The sequence below is a fragment of the Daejeonella sp. H1SJ63 genome (assembly GCF_029360775.1).
GTDB lineage: Bacteria > Bacteroidota > Bacteroidia > Sphingobacteriales > Sphingobacteriaceae > Daejeonella.
The window spans coordinates 178,805-201,245 of sequence record NZ_JARKMZ010000007.1; the positions used below are offsets into that span (position 1 = coordinate 178,805).

Sequence of the window (22,441 nt, forward strand, 5' to 3'; positions counted from 1 at the left end):
ATAATGTCTAAAATTCACGCTGCAATAACGGCTGTTAACGGCTACGTTCCTGATTATATTTTAACTAATAAGGAACTGGAAGGGATCGTGGAAACGAATGATGAATGGATAACCACCCGTACCGGAATTAAGGAACGCCGTATCCTTAAAGGTAATCTTGGAACTTCTGATATGGCTACTCATGCCGTAAACGGATTACTGGAAAAGCGCGGCATCAGTGCAACAGAAATCGATCTGATCATTTTCTGCACCACAACACCGGATATGGTTTTCCCTGCATCGGCTAATATTCTTGCACATAAAATCGGAGCGGTAAATGCATGGGGATATGATTTGAATGCTGCCTGTTCAGGATTCCTTTATGGCTTAGCCACCGGCTCTCAGTTTATTGAAACCGGAAAACATAAAAAAGTACTTGTAGTTGGCGGCGATAAAATGTCGTCAATCATCAATTATAAAGACCGTAAAAGCTGTATCATTTTTGGCGACGGCTGCGGAGCAGTTTTACTTGAGCCAAATACCGATGGTTTTGGCGTAATTGATTCTATCCTGAAAAGTGATGGTTCAGGTGGTCCTTACCTTTGCCAGAAAGCAGGTGGATCACTCAGACCGGCAAGCCACGAAACGGTAGACAACGACGAGCATTTCCTTCATCAGGAAGGTCAGGCAGTGTTCAAATTTGCTGTAACCAATATGGCAGATGTTGCGGCCGAGATCATGGAGAAGAACAATCTGAGTTCTGAAGATGTCAACTGGCTTGTGCCTCATCAGGCAAACAAAAGGATCATTGATGCAACCAGCAGCCGTTGCGGAATTGACCCTGAAAAAGTAATGATTAACATCGAAAAATACGGCAATACTACCAACGGAACTATTCCCCTTTGTCTGTGGGAATGGGAAAGTAAATTAAAAAAGGGTGATAACCTGGTACTTGCTGCTTTTGGTGGCGGGTTTACCTGGGGTTCTCTTTATCTGAAATGGGCTTATTAAAAAACAGCATCATTTCTCAATAATTTTATTATAAATTTAAACTATAATCTTAGACCCTAAACTAAACAAAATGGATATTAAACAAATTCAGGAACTTATAAAATTTGTCTCCAAATCTGGAGTAAATGAAGTTTCAATTGAACAGAAAGAGTTTAAAATTACCATAAAAACCAATCAGGCCCCTACCTATGTAACCAGTGCTCCTGCTCAGGCTGTTCCACAAATTCAGGCAACTGCAGCAGCAACCACGGTAAGCGTTTCAGCTCCGGCAGAACAAGCAGTAGCTGCTGCCCCGGCAAAAGATGATACTTCCAATTACCTGACTATAAAATCACCAATGATCGGTACTTTCTACCGCTCATCTTCACCGGATAAGCCTTTATTTGTTAATGTTGGTGATGAAGTAAAAGCAGGCCAGGTTGTGTGCATCATTGAAGCTATGAAGTTGTTTAATGAGATCGAATCTGAGATCTCTGGAAGAATAGTGAAAGTTCTGGTAGACAATGCAAGTCCGGTAGAATACGACCAGCCATTATTCCTGGTTGAACCTGTTTAATTTGATGGTTAACAATTTGAAGATTTGAAGATCCGTAACCGGATCAGCAGATTTATCTAATTTCTCAAATAATCAAATCATCAAATTTCCAAATCGAAAAATATGTTTAAGAAAATACTGATTGCAAATCGTGGTGAAATAGCTCTCCGCATCATCCGTACCTGTAAGGAAATGGGTGTAAAAACTGTAGCAGTTTATTCAACTGCCGACAGGGATAGTTTACACGTACGTTTTGCTGATGAAGCCGTTTGTATCGGTCCGCCGGCAAGCCGCGATTCCTATCTGAATATACCTAATATCATTTCTGCAGCTGAATTAACCAATGCAGATGCAATACATCCGGGTTATGGTTTCCTATCTGAGAATGCAAAATTTTCAGCTATATGCCATGAGTACGGAATCAAATTTATCGGTGCTACCGCAGAGCAGATTAATGGAATGGGCGATAAGGCATCAGCCAAGGAAACCATGAAGCTTGCGGGTGTACCTACTATTCCGGGTTCTGAAGGATTACTTACCGATGTAAAAGAAGGTTTGAAGATCTCGAATGAGATAGGCTATCCGGTCATTCTTAAGGCAACAGCCGGCGGTGGTGGCCGTGGTATGCGTATTGTATGGAATGATGAAGAATTCGAACCTGCATGGGACTCAGCACGCCAGGAGTCTGCCGCAGCATTTGGCAATGACGGACTTTATCTCGAAAAATACGTAGAAGATCCGCGACATATCGAAATTCAGGTAATCGGAGATCAATATGGAAAGGTATGCCACCTTTCAGAACGTGATTGTTCTATTCAGCGCCGCCACCAGAAATTGGTGGAAGAATCACCATCACCTTTCATGACTCCTGAGTTAAGAGAGAAAATGGGCGAAGCTGCCATCAAAGGTGCAATGGCTGTAAATTATGAAGGTGCCGGTACTGTAGAATTCCTGGTTGATAAACACCGGAATTTTTACTTTATGGAAATGAACACCCGTATTCAGGTTGAGCATCCGGTTACCGAAGAAGTAATCAACTTTGACCTGATCAAAGAACAAATCAAAGTTGCTGCAGGTATTCCTATCTCAGGTAAAAATTATATTCCTGAGATGCATGCGATCGAATGCCGTATCAATGCGGAAGATCCATTCAATAACTTCAGACCGTCTCCGGGACTAATTACCAATTTCCACTCGCCGGGTGGACATGGTGTACGTGTAGACACACACGTGTATGCAGGTTATCAAATTCCGCCAAATTATGATTCAATGATCGCCAAGCTGATTTGCGTGGCACAAACCCGCGAAGAAGCAATTTGCACGATGGAACGCTCTTTAAGTGAATTTGTGATTGAAGGTGTAAAAACAACCATACCATTTCACTTAAGGCTGATGAAAGATCCTAATTTCAGAGCAGGTAATTTTACCACAAAGTTTATGGAAAGCTTTGATCTCAGCGAATAAGCCTTTGCACATTCGCAAAGAGAAAAACAATTGATTTTCAAGCTGAATGTCACAAATGAATTGATGTTTTTAAATATCTGCAGAATACCATTCTAAAATCAAATAGAATGGTATTTTTGTTTTCAAATTATGAGTAAAGAACGTACTGATCTGGTTAAGGCTATCAAGGAAAAGGGTAAAACTATTGAAGCCGAAATGTCTTTTTTTGATCATCTGGATGTCCTTCGCGGGCACCTGATCAGAGCTTCAATTGCCATTGTTACTTTCACTGTTCTGGCATACAGCTTCTATGATTTTATTTTTGATAAAATCATCATGGGTCCCGGCCGAACTGATTTCTGGACTTACAGAATGATGTGTGCATTAACTGAGAAATTTAATCTTGGTGCCGAATTTTGTGTTCAAAAATTAAGCTTCAATATTATCAATACTGAACTGGGTGGGCAGTTTACTTTACAGCTAAACTCCTCTCTGATGATTGGTATCGTTTTAGGTATTCCATATCTGCTCTTTGAACTCTGGCGCTTTGTAAAACCGGCTCTGCATGAAAATGAGCGTAAATCGGCTACAGGTTTTGTTTTCTGGGCATCTCTTCTTTTCATTATCGGATTACTTTTTGGTTATTACATAATATCTCCTTTATCAATTAACTTCTTATCTAACTGGGAGGTAAGTTCAATCATTAATAACCAGATTACCATTGATTCGTATTTTTCAGTTCTTGCAACCCTAACTATTGGAGCAGCAATTACTTTTGAGCTACCAATAGTCATTTTCATACTTTCCAAATTGGGAGTGATGACACCGGAGTTTATGAGATCATCCAGAAGATATGCAACCGTTATCATCCTTATTATCGCTGCTGTAGTTACTCCTACTCCCGATCTTATAACCATGCTTACGGTAAGCTTCCCCTTGTTCTTGCTTTATGAGATAAGTATCTATGTTTCAGCGAGTGTAGCAGCAAAAAAGGCAAAAGCTGAACTTGATTTTTATAAAAACGACTGATCGTCATAAAAAATAAAACAACTATTATGAGTAAGAACATCAGCATAGCAATTGGAGCTGATCATGCAGGTTTTGAATATAAAAGCATGCTAATCGATTTTCTTAAAGAAAATAACATTAAAGATTTCGGAACATACAGTGCCGACTCAGTAGATTATCCGGATTTTGCACACCCGGTTGCAGAAGCAGTTGAAAAGGGAGAGTACTCTATCGGTATTCTGATCTGCGGTAGCGCTAACGGTGTAGCAATTACTGCAAACAAGCACCAGGGAATCAGAGCAGCAATTTGCTGGAATGAAGAACTGGCTGAACTTGCCCGGGCTCACAACAATGCAAATATTCTATGCATTCCGGCACGATTTATTTCACAACAGGAAGCAAAAGATATCTGCCTTAAATTCATCAACTCTGAGTTTGAAGGCGGACGACATGCAAACAGGGTCAATAAAATCTCCTGCTAAATTCAAAACTAACAACCAATTATTATAATGAAAAAACAATCCTTATGGGCATTGCTCATATTGGGCTTTAGCTTGCCCGCTATTGCCCAAGATCCGAATGCAGAGAAATATGCAGCACAAATTAGTTTAAAACAGGCTAAAAAACATCTGAATATTCTTGCTTCCGACAAATTTGAAGGAAGGGAAACAGGGAAACATGGTGCTGAAATGGCTGCAGAATACATTGCAACTGAATTCAAAAAACTGAAATTACAAGCTCCGGTAAATGGTTCCTATTTTCAGGAGGTTCCTTTAATTGAAACCAAATTTGAAGTAAGTTCATTTACAGCAAATGACAAAGCGTTAACCATTGGTAAAGACTTTCTATTTAGTGGAAATGGTGATGCAAAAAAAATAAGTGCTAACGAGATTGTATTTATCGGATACGGAATTGGCGCCGACAATTATGATGATCTGAAAAACATCAACATCAGCGGAAAAGTGGTTTTAATGATTAATAAAGGTGAGCCAATGAGCAATGGCATTTCTGCAATCAGCAAGACCTCTGCAGCTTCAGACTGGAGCACTAACAGATTTAAACGTCTTCAATATGTGATGAGTAAGGATCCTTCTCTGATTCTGGCAGTTAGTCCGGATGTAACTAAAGCCCTGAAATCATACAGCCCGTCTGGTGGTCGTTTGAGCATTAAAAAAGCAGACCTGCCTGTTACAGCCCCCCGCTCAGGAGCTATAGCCCAGATTAATATTACACCTGAGATTGCTGATCAATTCCTGAAAAAATCGGGTAAAACCTATGAGGCTTTAAAATCAGCGATTGATAACAGCGGAACTCCGCAATCTCAGACATTGCCGGCTGATGTATCCATTAATTATGGCCCGGTAAAGAAAGATGTAAAATCAGTGAATGTTTTGGGATACCTTGAAGGAACTGACCTGAAGGATGAGTTAGTAGTTTTCTCAGCACATTACGACCATGTTGGAATTACAGAGAACGGTGGCACTGATAAAATCAACAATGGCGCTGATGATGATGGTTCAGGAACTACCGGAGTACTGACAATTGCCAAAGCTTATGCAAAAGCAAAAAAATCAGGAAATGGCCCGAGAAGAAGCATCCTGTTTCTGCTGGTAACCGGTGAAGAAAAAGGTTTGCTTGGTTCTGAATATTACTCATTAAACCCCATTTTCCCATTGGCTAATACTGTTACCAATCTTAACATTGACATGATTGGCAGAACCGGTGAAGAATATAAAAACTCAGCAGATTCAGTGAACTATTGTTACCTGATCGGATCAGACAAGCTAAGTACTGACCTGCATAAGATCAGTGAACATGCAAATGCTACTTATACCAAAATGAAGATTGATTATAAGTATAATGACCCTAAAGACCCTGAGAGAATCTATTACCGCTCAGACCATTATAATTTTGCCAAGCACAATATTCCGATCATATTCTATTTTAACGGGGTACATGAAGATTATCATAAACCAAGCGACGAGGTGAGCAAGATCAATTTCAAGCTTCTGGCCAAACGGGCTCAACTGGTTTATTATACCGGATGGGATTTGTTAAACCGTGATAAAAGGCCGGTTGTTGATGTTAAGAATGACATGCCCGCCAGCAGATAAAATTAAAAATCAAAAAGCTTCCCTCTACGGAAGCTTTTTTTTTGACCAAAGCAGGCATTTTTTTAACTTGAGAAGATATGATCAGGAAAACATTACTCTATCTCATGTTTATTGCACAGATATCGCTATCTGTTTATGCTCAGGATCCCATTGCTCAGAAATATTCTGCTGAAATCAATCCAAAGATCACCAGAAAACACTTAAGCATCCTGGCATCTGATAAATATGAAGGACGAGAGGCCGGCAAACGGGGTGCAGAAATGGCTGCAGCATATATTGCGAAAGAATTCAGAAAGCTGAACCTACTTGCTCCTGTAAACGGATCGCATCTGCAGGATGTCCAACTGATCGAGACTTCAATGATTGCCAATTCTTTTGAGGTCAATAATTCGATACTTAAACCGGGAAAAGACTTTTGGTTCAGTGGTAGCGGAGAAGCTAAAAATATACAGGTAAATGAAATCACTTTTATTGGTAATCGGCCAGAATCTGAATTAAAAAACATTGAAATAGCCGGTAAAGTGATATTAATAATTCTAAATGGAAATTCTTCTGAGCAAATAAGCCGTCAAAATTATTTAAAAAGTAAAAAGCCTGCATTGATAGTTACTCTCAATACAGAAGAACGAAACGCAAAATATTCACACCATTCTGCTGTAAGCCTGAGTGTTAAAAATGGCATCAGAGAAAGTTTACCAATCAGGGAAAATGCACCGGGCATAATTCAGATCAGTGAGGATATTGCAAACCTTATGTTGAGCAGGTCAGGAAAAACAGTCGAAAATCTTCAAAAAAACAATGAGAATTTAACCACCCTCCAACTAAAAGCCGAAATTAAAATGAGCTACGGGCCCGTTCAAAGGCCGTTAAAATCATTCAATATATTGGGATATCTCGAAGGAACAGACCTTAAGGAAGAAGTACTGGTTTATTCAGCACATTATGATCATATCGGGCTGAATACAGATGGAGGGAAAGATAAAGTATTCAATGGTGCCGATGATGACGGATCAGGAACTTCGGGTGTCCTTGCTATTGCAAAAGCCTTTGCCAGGGCAAAAAAAGAAGGACATGGGCCACGACGCAGTATTCTTTTTCTGATGTTTACCGGAGAAGAAAAAAACCTTTTAGGTTCAGAGTACTACTCCCTGAATCCGGTGTTTCCTATGGCCAAAACAATTACAAACCTTAATATTGACATGATTGGCAGAATCGGATTCGAATATAAAAACTCTCCTGATTCAGCTAATTACTGTTTCCTGGTTGGAGCCGACAGGTTAAGCTCCGACCTTCACAAAATCAGTGAAAATGCCAATGCCGTTTACACTAAAATGAAGATCGACTATAAGCATAATGCACCTGATGATCAGATCTATTACTGGTCAGACCATTACAATTTCGCTAAAAGCGGAGTTCCGGTTATATTTTACTATAATGGCAAACATGAAGATTATCATAAAGGAAGTGATGAGATCAGTAAAATCAATTTTCACCTTCTGAGCAAGCGTGCACAACTGGCTTATTTCACCGGTTGGGACCTTGCTAACCGGGATAAAAGACCTGTTGTTGATGTTCTTCCGGTTAGAAAATGATTAAATCAAAGGCTGAACCTGATCAGATTCTCAATCTCATTTCCATATAGACGTGTTATAGCTGCTTTTCGTTACATCTGTTTCAAAAAATATAAGTCGTGCATTTTGAATTCTTTGAAATTTGAAGGATTCAGGGTCAATTATCCTCAAAATAGTTAAATTCGCATAATGAGTAAGTTAGCCAGCGATTTCATCCATACCTCTGATACTAAAGCATTTGATTTAGACCATCGCCGTATTATCAATTACAATATTGGTAAATACAATACCGCCGTTGCCCGTGGCCTTTCAAAGTTTGCCAATCTTGAAAACTCAAAGCGAAAAGCACATACGATTAAGTGGAAGGTAATGGAGAATCTGGATAAGCTTTTGCCGGAATTCGAGACTAATTTCCAGAAAAAAGGCGGTAAAGTGATTTGGGCCAACGATGCCGAAGAAGCCAGAAAAGAGATCCTTCAGATTATTAAAAAAGCGAATGCCAAAACTGTAATCAAATCAAAATCCATGGCAACCGAGGAAATTCATCTGAACGAATTTCTCGAAAAAAATCATATTGAAGCTTTAGAAAGTGATCTGGGCGAATATATTGTTCAGCTTCTCGGACAAAAACCTTATCACATCGTTACTCCTGCAATGCATCTTAGTAAGGAAGATATTGCAAAGTTGTTTCATGAAAAATTCGGAACTCCAATTGATTCAAGTCCGGAGCAACTTACACTGAAGGCCCGGGAATTGCTAAGAGAAAAATATACGTCTTACGATATTGGAATCACCGGCGGCAATTTTCTGATTGCCGATACCGGCAGTATAGCAGTGACAGAAAATGAAGGCAATGCCAGACTGACCACTACTTTTCCTAAAATACACATTGCCATTGTTGGAATCGAAAAACTCATTCCCTCCATCAATGATCTTGATTTGTTCTGGCCAACGCTCTCTGCACATGGTACCGGACAAAATCTTACTGTTTACAATACCATACTTAGCGGACCAAAGCAAAATAATGAGAGTGATGGTCCTGATGAGATGTACGTTATACTGCTTGATAACGGGCGCACCAACCTGCTTGCACAGAAAGAACAGCGCCAGGCACTATACTGTATACGCTGCGGTGCATGTTTAAATGCATGTCCTGTTTACAAAAACATTGGTGGTCATACCTACGAGACCACTTACAGCGGACCGATTGGCTCCATCATTACTCCGCACATGGCAGGAATGAAGGAGTTCAAACACCTTAGTTATGCATCCAGCCTTTGCGGAAAATGTACTGAGGTTTGTCCGGTAAAGATTGACATTCATAAAATGCTCCTTCTTAACCGCAGGGATGCCGTTAAGGAAGGATTGAGCCCTAAATCAGAAAGTATCGGCTGGAAAGGCTGGAAAATCGGAATGAGCAAGCGCAAAAAGATGGATATGGTTGGAGGGAAATTCAAGAATTTTCTGCTCCGGACATTCTTTAAAAAGAGCTGGGGTAAGCACCGCGAACTTCCTGTAGTTGCCGAAAAATCATTCAGCAAACAATGGCAGGAAAGGCAGTCTGAGAATTCGAATTAATTTTCTAAAGGTTCATTCCAATCCGTTTTCCTGAAAAAACTATCACCCAGAGATGTACTATCCCTGTGCATTCAAATATTCCATAATTATTAGCATTAATTAATTTTTATTCCATAGCTTAAATAATTAATTAATCACTCAATAAACCGCCTGTATGCAAAAACAAATCAGAATCAAATTAGCAATCTTTATGTTTCTACAATACCTGATCTGGGGATCATGGTATGTAAGTATGGGGACCTATCTCAGTAAAACCCTTCAGTTTAGTGGTGAACAAATCGGACTTGCTTATGGTGCTTTCGCCATAGGGGCAATGATTGCTCCTTTCTTTGTAGGCCTCATTGCCGACCGCTATTTTGCTTCTGAAAAAATACTGGCATTCCTTGGCATTTTCGGAGGATTACTTTTATTCTTACTCCCCGAAATGACCACCTTCGGCAGCTTCTACCCGATGCTGATTCTGTATTGTTGCACCTATGTTCCTACACTTGCGCTCGGTAATTCTGTTTCCCTGCATCATCTTGAAAACCCCAAGCGCGACTTCCCATTGGTAAAAACACTTTCGGCTGTAGGATGGATCGCAGCAGGCATATTACTCAGCTTTGCCTTTGAGGGTGAACTTTCAGCTGTTCAATTTTATGTAGCAGGTACAATCTCCATTTTATTTGGTCTGTTCTGCCTGACTTTACCACATACTCCACCTATGAAAACCGGCAAGGATGTTAGTATGGGTGAAATCCTTGGTCTGGATGCACTCGCCTTATTGAAAAAACCATCCTTCGCCATCTTCATCGGATGCATGTTTCTGATCTGTATCCCACTTTATTTCTATTTCGTGAACATGAACCTGTTCGTGATTGAACTGGGCTGGACCCGTTCAGCAGCAAAAATGTCACTTGCACAGGTATCGGATATTCTTTTCCTCATTCTGCTGCCATTGATGCTGAGATCATTTGGCTACAAGAAAACAATCTTCATCGGAATACTGGCCTGGGCAACCCGTTACTTCCTGCTTGCAGGCAGCGTTGACTCAGCAAGCATGCAAACAACATTTGTATTTGCGGCTATTTTACTTCACGGAGTATGTTATGACTTCCTCTTCATAGCCGGACAATTGTATGTTGACGAAGAAGCTAATGAGCGTATCAGAGGCGCAGCTCAGGGACTAATTGCATTCATCCTCTGGGGTTTGGGAGCATTTGTGGGTACTCACCTTGCCGGTGTTTCACAGGCAGTACATACACTTGAGCAGGCTGCAGGAACAATGGCACATGACTGGCAGGGAATCTGGATTTATCCGGCCTGGGGCTCATTGGCTGTATTAATAATTTTCCTGATATTCTTCAGAGAACCTGAAAAAAAGGTAAAAGCTTAAAGACAAAAGCTTAAAGTTGAAATAAAAAGCCCCGGCAAGTTTGAAATCCTGCCGGGGCTTTTTGCTTCAGAATTTTAATTATGCTTATTTACTCAGATCTTTAATCCTGATATTCCTGAACTGTAAAGGTGAACCATGCCCGAGGAATCCGATATAACCGCGTTCGCGCATTAATCCGGGATGCTTCTGGCCATCTGCTGCACCGTTCTTTCTGGCATCTGTAATGTCAGCATCGAGGATAACAGTCCCGTTCAAAATAACTTTAATCTTCGGTCCCTGAACAATCACTTCCTGATAATTCCACTCACCAGTCGGCTTTAAATACCCTCTCTTTGCAGGAACAGTACCATAAATTGATCCATGGTACTGATAGATTTTCAGATCTTTGTAAACCGGTGCATCGTTATCGAGAATCTGCAATTCCATGCCCTGATAAGCAGCATCACCTCCAAGTGGTGCCCTGATTCCCAGTCCGTTATTGGCTCCGGGAGTTAACTGAAACTCAAAACGGAAAATAAAATCACTGTACTCTTCTTTGGTATAGAGATTCCCTGTACTCTTTCCCGATTTCGGGCGAACTGCCAGCACTCCATCTTCGGTAATATAATCTCTTGTATTACCTTGCCAGTTAAACATATTGGTACCATCAAAAAGAACCTTAAAGCCCTCTTTCTTCTCTTTTGCACTTAACTGAAAAGGTTTAACAGCCGGTATTTCACGGATATAAATATTACGATAATGAATCGGTGAACCATGAGCCTGCAGTTCAATCTGTTCCCTGGCAAATATTGGCAGGTTTCTGTCCCAGAAATTTTCCAGAATCACATTATCAGTTACCAGCTCACCATTCAAATGAACTGTAACACGATCGCCTTTCATCAAAATTCTGAATGTATTCCACTCGCCCAGCTTTTTATCCGCAACTTTTAATGGTTTACTTTCATGGACCTTATTGTTATAAAGTCCTCCTGAACCAACCTGAGCTCCTACATTAACGCGCGCATTATCCCAGATCTGAACCTGTGGGGTGCCTCTGAGATAAATCCCTGCGTCTCCCTCTTTCTTACCGTCATCAATGATCTTCCAATCTACGAGCATTTCAAAATCACCATATTTTTTAACTGTAGTGATATTATTTCCATGGCCCATAAATCTTAACTCGCCATCCACTACCTTCCAGCTCTCTCTCATTTCCTCATCTGCTTTCTTCTGAGCTGCAGCAAGTGTTTTTGCATCCATCTTAGACCGTTTGACCGGATCTCCAACCAAACCTTTCCAGCCCGATAAATCTTTGCCATTGAAAAGCGCTACAAAACCCTGTTCCTGCAAAGCAGCTGGTACAATATTATGCGAAGCCGGCAGGGTACCTTTTACCCGATCAGCTCCATAAACCAGAAATCCCGGGATCAAAAGTGCTGTCAGCAAACCGGAGCGGAAAATTTTCATTAGGTTCATTTTCATTGAATTAAAGAATATAAATTATTTTATCATTAAACATTAAAAGACAAGCTGTCGATCATTCAGCTGCGATGGGAGTGATCTCAACTTTTCTGAAAAACATCTCCGCCCCCTCAGATTGTAGCTGAATCTTACCCCTTGTTGGTCTCACATTGTATGCCTCATTAACCAGAACACCGTTCAAATAAGCAGAAACTTTATCTCCTTTCACAAAACACTCTATTCTGTTCCATTTGCCAACCTCTTTTTCAACATCCTGCTTACCTCTGAAACCCAGTACATCTTTCCACTCAGGGTCCCTTCCCCACCAGTCTATTCTTCCTGAATTGATTGTCAATGGCTGTCCATCTGCCTTATAAACATTGCCTTTACCTGTTTTAGGTGCTACATTACTGGTTAAAGAAAAGTTTTTAGTACCATCTCCTACAACCAGAAAATCTCCGGTTCCCCCCTCAATGATCTGACACTCGATTGAGTACATCCAGGTTCCTGAATAACCGCCATCAACACCTGTTGAATGAAGAAGTATCCCGCCATCCCTTGCTTTATCTATTCTCGGAGCATGAGTTTTTGGCCCCCACTTAAATTCAACTACCAATTTATAATCGCTGTATTCCTCATTCGTAGTGATGCAACCATATTCTTCACCACTAACATGGATCATTCCGTTCTCAACTGAAAAAACAGTCTTGGGATCAACATCACGCCCCCTGCCTTTGATAAATTTATACCAGCCATCAAGGTTTTGCCCGTTAAACAAGCTTTGCGTTTTACCCGAATATTTAACGATTTCATTTTGTACTACCCTTTTTGTTCCGCATGATTCTGCGACAAAAAGAAAAAAAATAAGTGCAAGAGAATAGAGAATTGTATTTTTCATTTTAAGGTTTTAAATATTCATCTAGATTAATTCTTTTTTCTGATAGTTCCCAATCCATCAGGAAGTGAATTGAGATAAGCCATCAGATCTGACAGCTCTTCAACACTTAATTGCTTATCCAGTCCCGGTGGCATCATTGAAACATTGACCGGTTCAATTCCGGTAATCTCTGAACGGGGAACACGAACTTTTAATCCCGGTCCGGTTGAAATAATGATCGCTTCGGGGAATTGTTCTTTGATCACACCTGTGTAAGTACCGGTTTTTGTACTGATACGGCTGGTTTCATATTCACGGGCAAAACTGGCACCCGGATACAAAATCGCCTCAAGTATATCATGCCCGGAGCGAATCTGTCCGATATTGGTAAGATCAGGGCCAAAATCTGCACCTTTATTCGCTACCGCATGGCAACTACCGCAAACACCCTTACCAAAAAATATTTTTGCTCCATTGGCAACATCCCCTGTTTTGAGTTTAGCTTCCAAAGCCTGTAATTCAGACAAACGAGCTTCATTTCTACGGCGAAGAGTTTCGAGAAGCGGTGTTCCTGCATTCTTAACTTTCACAGGATATTTACTCAAAAGACTTTGCAGATCCTGTTCAGCTATATTTTCAAGCCGATCAGATGAACTACCGAGCGCTGCAACAAGTGCTTCCCCTACATCTGAATTTGAATTACCTTCAAAAGCACTCACCAGATTTGGAAGAAGGAAGGCCTCAACCTGAGGTAATTGTTCTTTTGCCAGTTTAACAAGCTGCATATCACTCAGGTCAGCAGCTACCAGCAATCTGGCTGCAGTCTGTCTGAGTGGGGATTCATATTTCTTATCCAGATAAACAAATACCAACTGAAACTCCGAGTCAGATAGTTTAGGTTCAGAAAGCAATTTTGAACTGAGAGCCTTGAGGCGGAAATCAGCAGAAGTTCCCTGATCCTGAATAATCGATTTTAACTTATCGTTCAATGCCCTGATCCTTCTGGCTTCGATCAATCCCAGCACCTGCGACCTGATCTCTGTATTTCCTTTATCGAGCAGATTACTCAATTGCCCTACCCACTCTGATGGGATTTCCCTGACAGATGAATGTGTAATCACATCAATCAGGAAAGTTTGCCGGGCAGGAGTTTTTGCATTATTCTGCAACTGTTCGGTCATGAAAGATTGCATTTGCCTGTTCTGACTGAAAGTAATCATCAGGTCGCGAACCGCAGCCACGTCAGCATCAGACAATGAAGGATTACTCAAACGGGCTCTCAGGAAACTGATCACCACATCAGACCAATCCTGATGGTGTGAAGCTACCCAGATGCCTGTTTTACGAAGTTGTTCATCTTTACTGTTCAGGAATGAAACCAGATCCTCCTTCTTAAGCACAGAGCCTTCCATTTGATCCAGAGCAATAAGTGCAGTTTTTCGGATGCTCAATGAAGGACTCTTTAATGCCGCAGTGAGCGGTGCAGGCGACTTTAAGCTGATCAGGGAATAAATCAGCGCATGCTCAACAAAGCGATCTTTATTGCTTGCAGATGCATTCAGTAATGCTTGCACTGCAACTTTATCTCCAATCTGACCCAGTGCCGTTGCAGCCTGACGGCGTACCGGAGCAGTATCTTTCTGAATCAATTCCATCAATTTGGAAACCGATTCTTTATTCTTTGCAAGCCCCATCACCCGGGCCGCAGAAGTTCTGACAACCGGATTCGCATCATACAATCCTGATCTGGCTTCCTTAATCGAATTTGCTGTTCCGATACGATATAAAGCAAATATTCCGGCAGCACGAATCTCCGGATCTGCAGACTTCAATACTGTGTTTTTTATTGGCAAAACAGCTGCTTCCCCTTTTTGTACCAGAGCTTCAATAGCCTTATCGCGCACAGCCAATCTGGAATCCCTGAGTGTTTCAGCAAGTTTCTGAGCGGTCATAGATTTAAGATCCAAAGATTTTCCCCATGGATCTTTAAGTCCAGGAGTACCAATCTTTCTAATCCGGTATATCCCACCCGGAACATCAAGCTTGGCTACTCTTGACAACGGACAACCTAAAATAAACCAGCCTCCGGTATTCAATACCAGCATACTTCCATCCGCATCTTCCAGAACATCCGTTAAGTGCATATCCTGAACAGTGGAGGTAATAAAAGGCGAATCTACCGTTTTGTAAGAGGCCCCATCGGCACTTATCTGATGGCGCATGATACGACCTGTATTAAACTCTGCACTGAAAACATTACCCTGATATTCCTTACCCAGAGTGTGATTACGATAACGCATCAAGCCGGAAGGTGCTACCCTGGCCATTTTGGTCATTACCGGCATCAGATCACCGGTCATTGTGAATTTATCTTTTTCAATTACAGGGTTTGGCTTTGGATAAACTCCACCTTCAACCCAGTGCATCAGGGCATCTCTATATCCTCCCTGAGGATCTACAAAATACGTCATGGTACCGAATGTTTCTCCTGATGGCATGAAAGCAATCTCAATTGAGTTATCAAACCCTCCACCGGCCATTGATTCAAGCCCACTTCCATCAGGTCTGCATCTCCAGATTCTGGCACTGCTGCCTTTCAGATTTTGCCCCTCTTTTGTTGTAATGTCAAACCCTCTCCGGGCATCAGTCATGTATAGCCAGCCATCGGGACCCATAAAAGGCCCTCCGAGTAAGGCTCCATTGGAATTCAATACCCAACCTGTCAGGATAACTTCACGTTTATCAGCTACACCATCATTATCAGTATCGGTAAGCTTTATCAGGTCAGGCGAAGATGTAACATATAGACTCCCATTATAAAATACCCCTCCCTTGGGAAAAGAAAGTGAGTCAGCAAAGATCTTGCTCTTATCAAAAATGCCATCGCCATTGGTATCTTCAAGTAAACGAATATGATAAGGAGGCTTTTTTAGCATACTCTCATTGGTAGGAGAGCTGCCATCAGATTCAAATACAAAGAGTCTGCCATCACCGTCAAAAGAAGCAAACATCGGATAGGAAATCATAGACGGATCAACAGCTCTTTCAATGGTATACCCTTCGGGCACTTTCAACCCGTCGAGCTCAGCAACTGCGGTTTCTTTTCCCTTATTTGCAAGAATAAAGAGAACAAAACAAACTAGCAGAATATAAAATGGGAATTTATAAGTACGTTTTAATGCCAGACCGAATTTTTTCATGAAGTATAATGTTACAATTGAATGCTTTAATGTACAATTTTTATACTGGTTTTAATATTCTGTTTATTCATCATTAAGGCACCCGAATCCCGCAGCGCTTTAAAAAATTAGAGGTTATTTTCTGAACTCTTTCGTCCACACCGTGCGGACGGCCAAAGTGTGAATTAGGGGTTATTACACCCGGAGGCACCGCCAATCCGAACGACCAGTAAATTGTTGCTGCGTTAAAGACCCAGTTACCTTTAGCTCCGGGATAAACTGTTGCTGTATAATAAGATTTTGCACCGGCACTATTGATTGTAGTACCCTCTGCCACCACCTCCAAGCCTGGAATATCTGCCGGATCACCATGATGTTCCCAGCCAACAAGCCCCTTTATTTTATCACCCTTTTTAATTCCGGTTCCCTCAAATATCCAATGTTCAGGTTTACTTACAATCCAGTCGGCAGAACCATTGAAAGGATACATCGTTCTGGCTCCTATCAGTGTATTTTCATTAGGCCAGTCATTACGTGCAAACGGCCCCATGATACCCAATGCCTCTTCAGTTTTACTGATTCCGCCAAAACGTCCAATCCTGTAAATCGTTCGGTTGGGATTCTCTCCGGCATCGGGTATTACTTCAAGGCGATCCCCTCCGCTCTTGCTTAATCCCGAAGGTTTATCCAGTTTTGTCGGATCCATTTTAACTCCTGGCTTCAGATCAATAACCCACATCAGTGAATTACCCGATAAAAACGCGGCGTTAAGTCCCTTTTCGACAGCATTTTTCACATTTTCAAACATGGGAAGAGTCCAGTATTCATCATGTCCTACTGAAAGAAAACACCTGACTCTGTTCAGCCCCTCAGGATCTGAATGAGTATCAATATTTGAACAATAGGTTACATCATAACCTTCTTTCTCTAACCAGAAGCAGAGTGGAAATTCCCAAAGCAGGAACTCACCGGAGCCCTGAGAGAGAGGCTGGTCAACTACCTGTGGATACTTGCTATAGGGGCGATCGAAGCTTGACCATGTTCTTCCGCTATGCGGTTGGAGCGGAGGATCGCTGGTATAAAGTGAAAAATTGGTATCCGGCCATTTATTATAGGCCTGCCAGGTTGTATCACTGGTTTGAAACATCAGATCAGCTTTTCTATCATCCCTTACAATGAAAATAATATAACTTTCGTAACGGTGAGCATTGCAGGAAAGCTTCCCGAGATAAACTCCGCTGAGCCAGTCTTCAGGTACCTTAAAAGAAGTGGTACGTTCCCAGTCACACTCTCTCAGACGATGTTCAGCTATTGGAGGAACAGCCTGGGTACGCACCCGGAACGGGCCTAAGCTTTGCATGAAGCGACCGCCTTTACCTCCATAATAACCCATCCGATACAAATCGATGCTCACATCAGTCTGAACAGAAGTGCTGACAAATATATCCAGGGATTCTCCGGTCCGAAGGCTTGTTTTTGAACAAAAACCTTCGATCTCTTTTGAACGAAACTCTTCTGATTTGACATAGGTTAATTGCCAATCGGTAGTTCCTTCTTTCTGGTTCTCGGTATGAATTAACCCCTTCTTTTGAGGTGCAGCCGCTGCAATACCTGTTAATGGTGTCATTACCCCCAAAATTCCCGCTTTGGCAGCGTCTTTCAGTAATTTGCGACGGGTTAAATTATTCACTACTTTTTTCATTCTGTTCAACTAAAAGGGGGTCATAAAAATCCTTAATCGTATTCAGGGAAATTATTTTTTTTTTCAGGAACCACTCTTCAAATAAGCTATCAGTTTTGCCATTTCATCTTTGGAGATTGTATTCTCCAGACCGTCGGGCATTAAGGATAGTCCATTATTGCTTAATGTCGCAATATTCTTACGTAATACAGATTCATCTGTTCCGAAAGTGGTACGCAATGTCAGACTGTTCTCTGTTTCTGAAACCAGCCATCCGCTGATTGAGCGCCCATCATTTGTACTGACCGAAACTGATTGATAGGCCGGCAATACCTCATAATTTGGAACCAGAATGTGAAGCAACAGCGCTTCAGCCGGCTGATTTTTAACTCCGGTAAGGTCAGGCCCAACCTTTCCTCCTTCTTTCTGATAAGTATGACAGGCCGAACATGCTTTCTGAAATACTGCTTTACCCAATCCAGGATCAGCAGAAGCATTCAGACTTTGTTTATAATCCTGATACACTTTCATACGGTCGCCACCCTCCAGATCGTTAAACAGCTGCTTCGCACGTTCACTGATTGCTGTATCCTTGTAAGAGATCAGGCGGACACGATCTGCAGAAGAAATTTCAGCTCCGGTAATGATCCCTCCTTCAATTGCTGTGAATAATACCTGAATATAAGCAGGCTTGGATACCAGAGCCGCGATTACCGAAGATTTAACTCTGGGAGTATATGCTTTCCAGGATTGTTTTTCGGTAAGTAAAGAAGCTCCCCGCGGATCATTCAGTCTGCTGATTGTTGCAACCGTTTGCAGCATGAGGTCTGGTGCGGTACGTGGGTCTAACAGCTTTTGAAGTGTTTTCTGAGAACGTTCAAAATCAGTAAAACCGAGAAGTGCGGTAGCACGAATACGCTCAGAGACAGGTGCAGCAGGATTTTCTGCTACTCTGATAGTGGCAGCAATAAAATTATCCAGCTGCTGTACAGATGCCGGTGAACCCTGAATTGCATAGATCAGCCCCTTGCTTGAAGTACCAAAATCTTTCAGCCTTCCTGAGGCCCCCTCAGCTAAACCCAGCAAACTTGAGATTCGCCAGTCCATACCCGACGAAGAATTGAGTACGTCTTTAAAGAAAACACGTGAATCGGCTACAGTTCCGCCATTGCCTAATAAACGTCCAAGATCCTGCATCACAGCAGAAAAAGCTTTAGGATCAGCATTTTTTTGCATTCTGAATGCGTTAAGAAACTGAGGCATACGCTTTTCGATACCACTTAAAACTCCTGCCCGTACCCATTGATCCGCACCATCGCGGGCAGCTATTGAGGCCATCGCCTCTACCACACCATTTCCTTCAAGCGAACCTAGAACCAATGCAGTATTGAACCGAACACGGATTGCCTCATCTTTTGCAGATGCCGTTAAAATCTGAACCAGTTCAGGATATTTTGTACTCAGATTCCCTGCAAGCAATACCGCCTGCTCACGCACGCCTGAAACCTTATCAGTAAGTGCTCTGCGGATACTTACAGCATCCAGTGAATTCAGTGAATTCAATATCCATAAAGCACGGGCACGGCTTTCAGGATATGCCGACTCCAATACTATTTTACGAAGCTGCATTACTGCTGAAGCATCATTTTTTTCAATTAATAAACGATGTGCAGTTGCCCGCTCCCACTCTTCAGGAGAGGAAAGTACAGCCACAATTTCAGCTATTGAACTCCCCGAATTTAAACGGGCAGAAAGTGCTGCCGGATTCTCTTTAAAATCTTTTCTGACGATCCGATAGATTCTTCCATCAGTCTTTCCGCTTTCCCAGTCCAGACCTGGCCTGGCTTCTGCAGGAATATAGGCCGGGTGATCAATTACCTTTCGGTGCATATCTGCCAGGTATAAAGCTCCCTCAGGACCATGCTGTAGAAATACCGGACGAAACCATTCATCTGTAGAGGATAAAAACTCTTTTCCTTCATAAGGAATTTTTGAACTGAATGATACACCAGACGGTGAAACAATCTGCCGCTGTACCAGATTTTGAGCAGACTCACAGATGAAAATATTACCCTGATGCGCAGGACTTAAAGCTGTTCCATTAAAAGCGAGTAAACCGCTTGCAGCCGTAAAAGTTCCCGCATGGGAGCGACCAATGAGTTTAGGAATAAAATCGGCACTGGTCACAGCATTAGAGATTGGATAAACCACTGCTTCAGCCTCTGTTTTGGAAACATTTTGCACGCTTTCATTAAAAAGCAGACTTGAATTTCTTTTCAGATACCAGGGTTCCATCACGGCATGCATCACCGGATGGCGATTGGATGTCCCGAAACGCCGGCCATAGGGATCAAAAGTTAATCCAAACTGACTTTTTCCTCCGGTAACCTGAAACTCCATGGTCTCCGGATTAAAACGGCCATCAGCAGATTTATAGGAAACAGCCGGTCTGTCGGGATGTTCAGGAGAAGTTACATTCCCTCCGTTAAGTCCGCCGGTAATGTAAATCCATCCATCCAGTCCGAGTATCGGATGGCTTGTCCTGATCTGGGCGGTTTGGGTTGCAAAAAAGCCCGTAAGTACTACCTTCTTAATATCAGCAACACCATCCCCATCAGTATCTTTCATATAATAAATATCAGGAGAGCAGGTAACAAACACCCCTCCTTTCCAGGGTAAAATACCATTCGGATATGTCAGCCCTTCTGCAAACTCAGTTCGTTTGTCATATTTGCCGTCCCCGTTTGTATCCTTCAGTAAAGCAATCCTTCCAAGTCTGGTTGGAGCACCTCCTTCCGCAGGATCCGGATATCCACGATCTTCAACCACATACATATGACGGTTCTCGTCAAATACAAATGCGACGGGGTCGACCACCAGCGGTTCGGCAGCAATCAGATCAATACGCATTCCTTCCTCAATCCTGAAGCTCTCAAGAGCCTTCTTAATTTCGGTGGTACGCGAATTATTTTGCCAGGCAATGATCAGGAAAATCAGGGCAGGCAATACAAAGATGAATAGTGTTAATTTTCGTTTAAAAAAGAGGGATTTCATAGTTAATCATAGATAAATTCATGGTTTTGAGCTTTCCAGTTTACGGAGAAGCTCCAAAATATTTTCAGTAATTTTTGTGGAGGCATCTACCTCAAGATAGCTGGATCTTGCTCTCCAGGTTTCATATCCACCTAATTTATGATGCTCAGGAGTTGGTAAATAGCCATTATAACCATTAGCCAGAGATGTTGTAAATGTTGGCTTAAACGGACTTTTAGCCTTGATATCCAAACCAATTTCAACAAATATTTCACAAGGTACTGCTGTGATTGCGAGATCCCCAACTCGAAAAGCCTGAATAATAAGAGGTACTTGTTTTGGAAAATCCTTGATTAGCATAGTCTCACGGGCATAAATTTCTTCCATTGTATTCATTACCGGCCCACTTGCTTTCGCAATGATTCCTTTTGCATGTTCAATCTCTTCCTTTTTAGGTAAGCGTACTCCCAGATTAATCTCTGTTTGTGCAGAACTTAAAGAAATCCAATCATGATAACGGATAGTTTGATAAGTTTTATAAGCTTCGGCAGCTATGACATTGGCGACCTGGCGCATTTTCTCATAAGGACGCATAACAGGAAGAGGTTCATTTGCAAACCAATTGACATTATTAATATTTCCGCTTGTTCCATTTGACAGCATCGCTACAAAAGGAGGAAATCCATTATTGTCCGACTCCAGCAAGACTTTCATTCGTTCGGCAAACATTCCATAGTAATCTGCTGATATTTCACCTGGGCCGGTTCCTCCAACATAATGAAGGGAGTAATTTGCAAGCAAAGCAACCGGTCTGCCTTCGGGGGTTTGTATTGAAATAATTGGCAGTTCCGGATCTGTAGGGCCGGATGGTTCAAGACGATCCGGATTAGCGACACCGGGATTCATTTTTACCTGATCTTCTGTACCAAATGGATTCATTAATGGTTTGCCGGGTTTCATTTTCCATCGACGATTAAACACCTGATTTTCTTCCCTGCCAACCGCCCAACCAATACGCGCCGGAGCCAGATTATTATTTGCCCGTATTACAGCGTCAGCGATTCTTTCCCTAAGAAATTTCAGGTATTCCTGATCCGGATCACTTTGAAAGACTGAACATGCAGTGCCTCCTGAATGTGTATGTGTTGCCGACATCATCATGTTTTCTACCGGAATACCCGTTAATTCATGCGCCCTCTGTTTGGCTGCATCCAGCTCTTCCCTGTAAATCATACATAGGTCAACAGTAAGCATGGCCAATTTTGTCTTCCCATCGTCAAGAACAATACAACGGGCATGAGTTTCATCATGAATCTGTTTGACGATACCGTCTTTCATATTCCCATTAATCGATGTGCCTATTTTAGGGGTGATATTACTGGTTGCTGCTCCTGCTTTGAAGACTTTGGCAGGCTGTGCAAATACAGTTTGAGCAATAATCAGGATGCTACTGAATAGTAACATTGAGATGCACAGGCGAGAAAAGCTTGACTTAACAATTTTTACTAAAAATGTAGTTTTAGCTACTTCGGGCACAGATCTGCACACATCAGAACTATCAGATATTTTGAGAATACCCGACTTGGTTTTTAAACTTCTCATATACTTTTCATTTTT

At 41.8% G+C, this 22,441-nt stretch carries 15 protein-coding genes; 9 read left to right on the forward strand and 6 right to left on the reverse strand.

The window, feature by feature from the left end:
- The first annotated feature begins 3 nt into the window (after positions 1 to 3).
- The 9 genes from P2W72_RS03295 to P2W72_RS03335 all read left to right on the forward strand — a co-directional run bounded on the left by P2W72_RS03295 (position 4) and on the right by P2W72_RS03335 (position 10,614).
- Positions 4 to 990 (forward strand): beta-ketoacyl-ACP synthase III, encoded by a 987-nt coding sequence (locus tag P2W72_RS03295; protein WP_276359461.1) that lies wholly within the window; start codon positions 4 to 6, stop codon positions 988 to 990.
- Between the two features lie 70 nt (positions 991 to 1,060).
- Positions 1,061 to 1,546: an acetyl-CoA carboxylase biotin carboxyl carrier protein gene (gene accB, locus P2W72_RS03300; RefSeq protein WP_276359462.1), complete on the forward strand. Its 486-nt coding sequence runs from the start codon at positions 1,061 to 1,063 to the stop codon at positions 1,544 to 1,546.
- Positions 1,547 to 1,648: 102 nt separating this feature from the next.
- The gene (accC, locus tag P2W72_RS03305; RefSeq protein ID WP_276359463.1) at positions 1,649 to 2,989 is read left to right on the forward strand and encodes an acetyl-CoA carboxylase biotin carboxylase subunit; all 1,341 of its coding nucleotides are present in this window, start codon (positions 1,649 to 1,651) and stop codon (positions 2,987 to 2,989) included.
- A 129-nt stretch (positions 2,990 to 3,118) separates the two neighbouring features.
- Entirely contained in the window at positions 3,119 to 3,997 is an 879-nt protein-coding gene (gene tatC, locus P2W72_RS03310; protein ID WP_276359464.1) for a twin-arginine translocase subunit TatC, read from the forward strand.
- Between the two features lie 26 nt (positions 3,998 to 4,023).
- Entirely contained in the window at positions 4,024 to 4,458 is a 435-nt protein-coding gene (rpiB, locus tag P2W72_RS03315) for a ribose 5-phosphate isomerase B (RefSeq protein ID WP_276359465.1), read from the forward strand.
- A gap of 27 nt (positions 4,459 to 4,485) precedes the next feature.
- The gene (locus P2W72_RS03320) at positions 4,486 to 6,090 is read left to right on the forward strand and encodes a M28 family peptidase (protein ID WP_276359466.1); all 1,605 of its coding nucleotides are present in this window, start codon (positions 4,486 to 4,488) and stop codon (positions 6,088 to 6,090) included.
- 77 nt (positions 6,091 to 6,167) lie between these two features.
- Positions 6,168 to 7,682: a M28 family peptidase gene (locus P2W72_RS03325; RefSeq protein ID WP_276359467.1), complete on the forward strand. Its 1,515-nt coding sequence runs from the start codon at positions 6,168 to 6,170 to the stop codon at positions 7,680 to 7,682.
- Between the two features lie 168 nt (positions 7,683 to 7,850).
- Positions 7,851 to 9,239 (forward strand): LutB/LldF family L-lactate oxidation iron-sulfur protein, encoded by a 1,389-nt coding sequence (locus P2W72_RS03330; protein ID WP_276359468.1) that lies wholly within the window; start codon positions 7,851 to 7,853, stop codon positions 9,237 to 9,239.
- Between the two features lie 154 nt (positions 9,240 to 9,393).
- Complete coding sequence (locus P2W72_RS03335; RefSeq protein WP_276359469.1) at positions 9,394 to 10,614, forward strand: MFS transporter; 1,221 nt, start codon at positions 9,394 to 9,396, stop codon at positions 10,612 to 10,614.
- An 84-nt stretch (positions 10,615 to 10,698) separates the two neighbouring features.
- Here the strand turns inward: P2W72_RS03335 and P2W72_RS03340 are convergent, their stop codons facing one another.
- The 6 genes from P2W72_RS03340 to P2W72_RS03365 form a co-directional block, all read right to left on the reverse strand.
- On the reverse strand, positions 10,699 to 12,060 hold the full coding sequence (locus P2W72_RS03340) for a DUF1080 domain-containing protein (RefSeq protein ID WP_276359470.1): 1,362 nt from the start codon (positions 12,058 to 12,060) through the stop codon (positions 10,699 to 10,701).
- A 70-nt stretch (positions 12,061 to 12,130) separates the two neighbouring features.
- Positions 12,131 to 12,952, reverse strand: coding sequence for a DUF1080 domain-containing protein (locus P2W72_RS03345; RefSeq protein WP_276359471.1), 822 nt, complete (start codon positions 12,950 to 12,952; stop codon positions 12,131 to 12,133).
- Positions 12,953 to 12,978: 26 nt separating this feature from the next.
- Positions 12,979 to 16,131, reverse strand: a complete 3,153-nt coding sequence (locus P2W72_RS03350) for a PVC-type heme-binding CxxCH protein (RefSeq protein ID WP_276359472.1) — start codon at positions 16,129 to 16,131, stop codon at positions 12,979 to 12,981.
- A 73-nt stretch (positions 16,132 to 16,204) separates the two neighbouring features.
- Complete coding sequence (locus P2W72_RS03355) at positions 16,205 to 17,812, reverse strand: N,N-dimethylformamidase beta subunit family domain-containing protein (protein WP_276359473.1); 1,608 nt, start codon at positions 17,810 to 17,812, stop codon at positions 16,205 to 16,207.
- A gap of 63 nt (positions 17,813 to 17,875) precedes the next feature.
- On the reverse strand, positions 17,876 to 20,845 hold the full coding sequence (locus P2W72_RS03360) for a PVC-type heme-binding CxxCH protein (RefSeq protein WP_276359474.1): 2,970 nt from the start codon (positions 20,843 to 20,845) through the stop codon (positions 17,876 to 17,878).
- An 18-nt stretch (positions 20,846 to 20,863) separates the two neighbouring features.
- Positions 20,864 to 22,426, reverse strand: a complete 1,563-nt coding sequence (locus P2W72_RS03365; protein WP_276359476.1) for a hypothetical protein — start codon at positions 22,424 to 22,426, stop codon at positions 20,864 to 20,866.
- Positions 22,427 to 22,441: the final 15 nt, after the last annotated feature.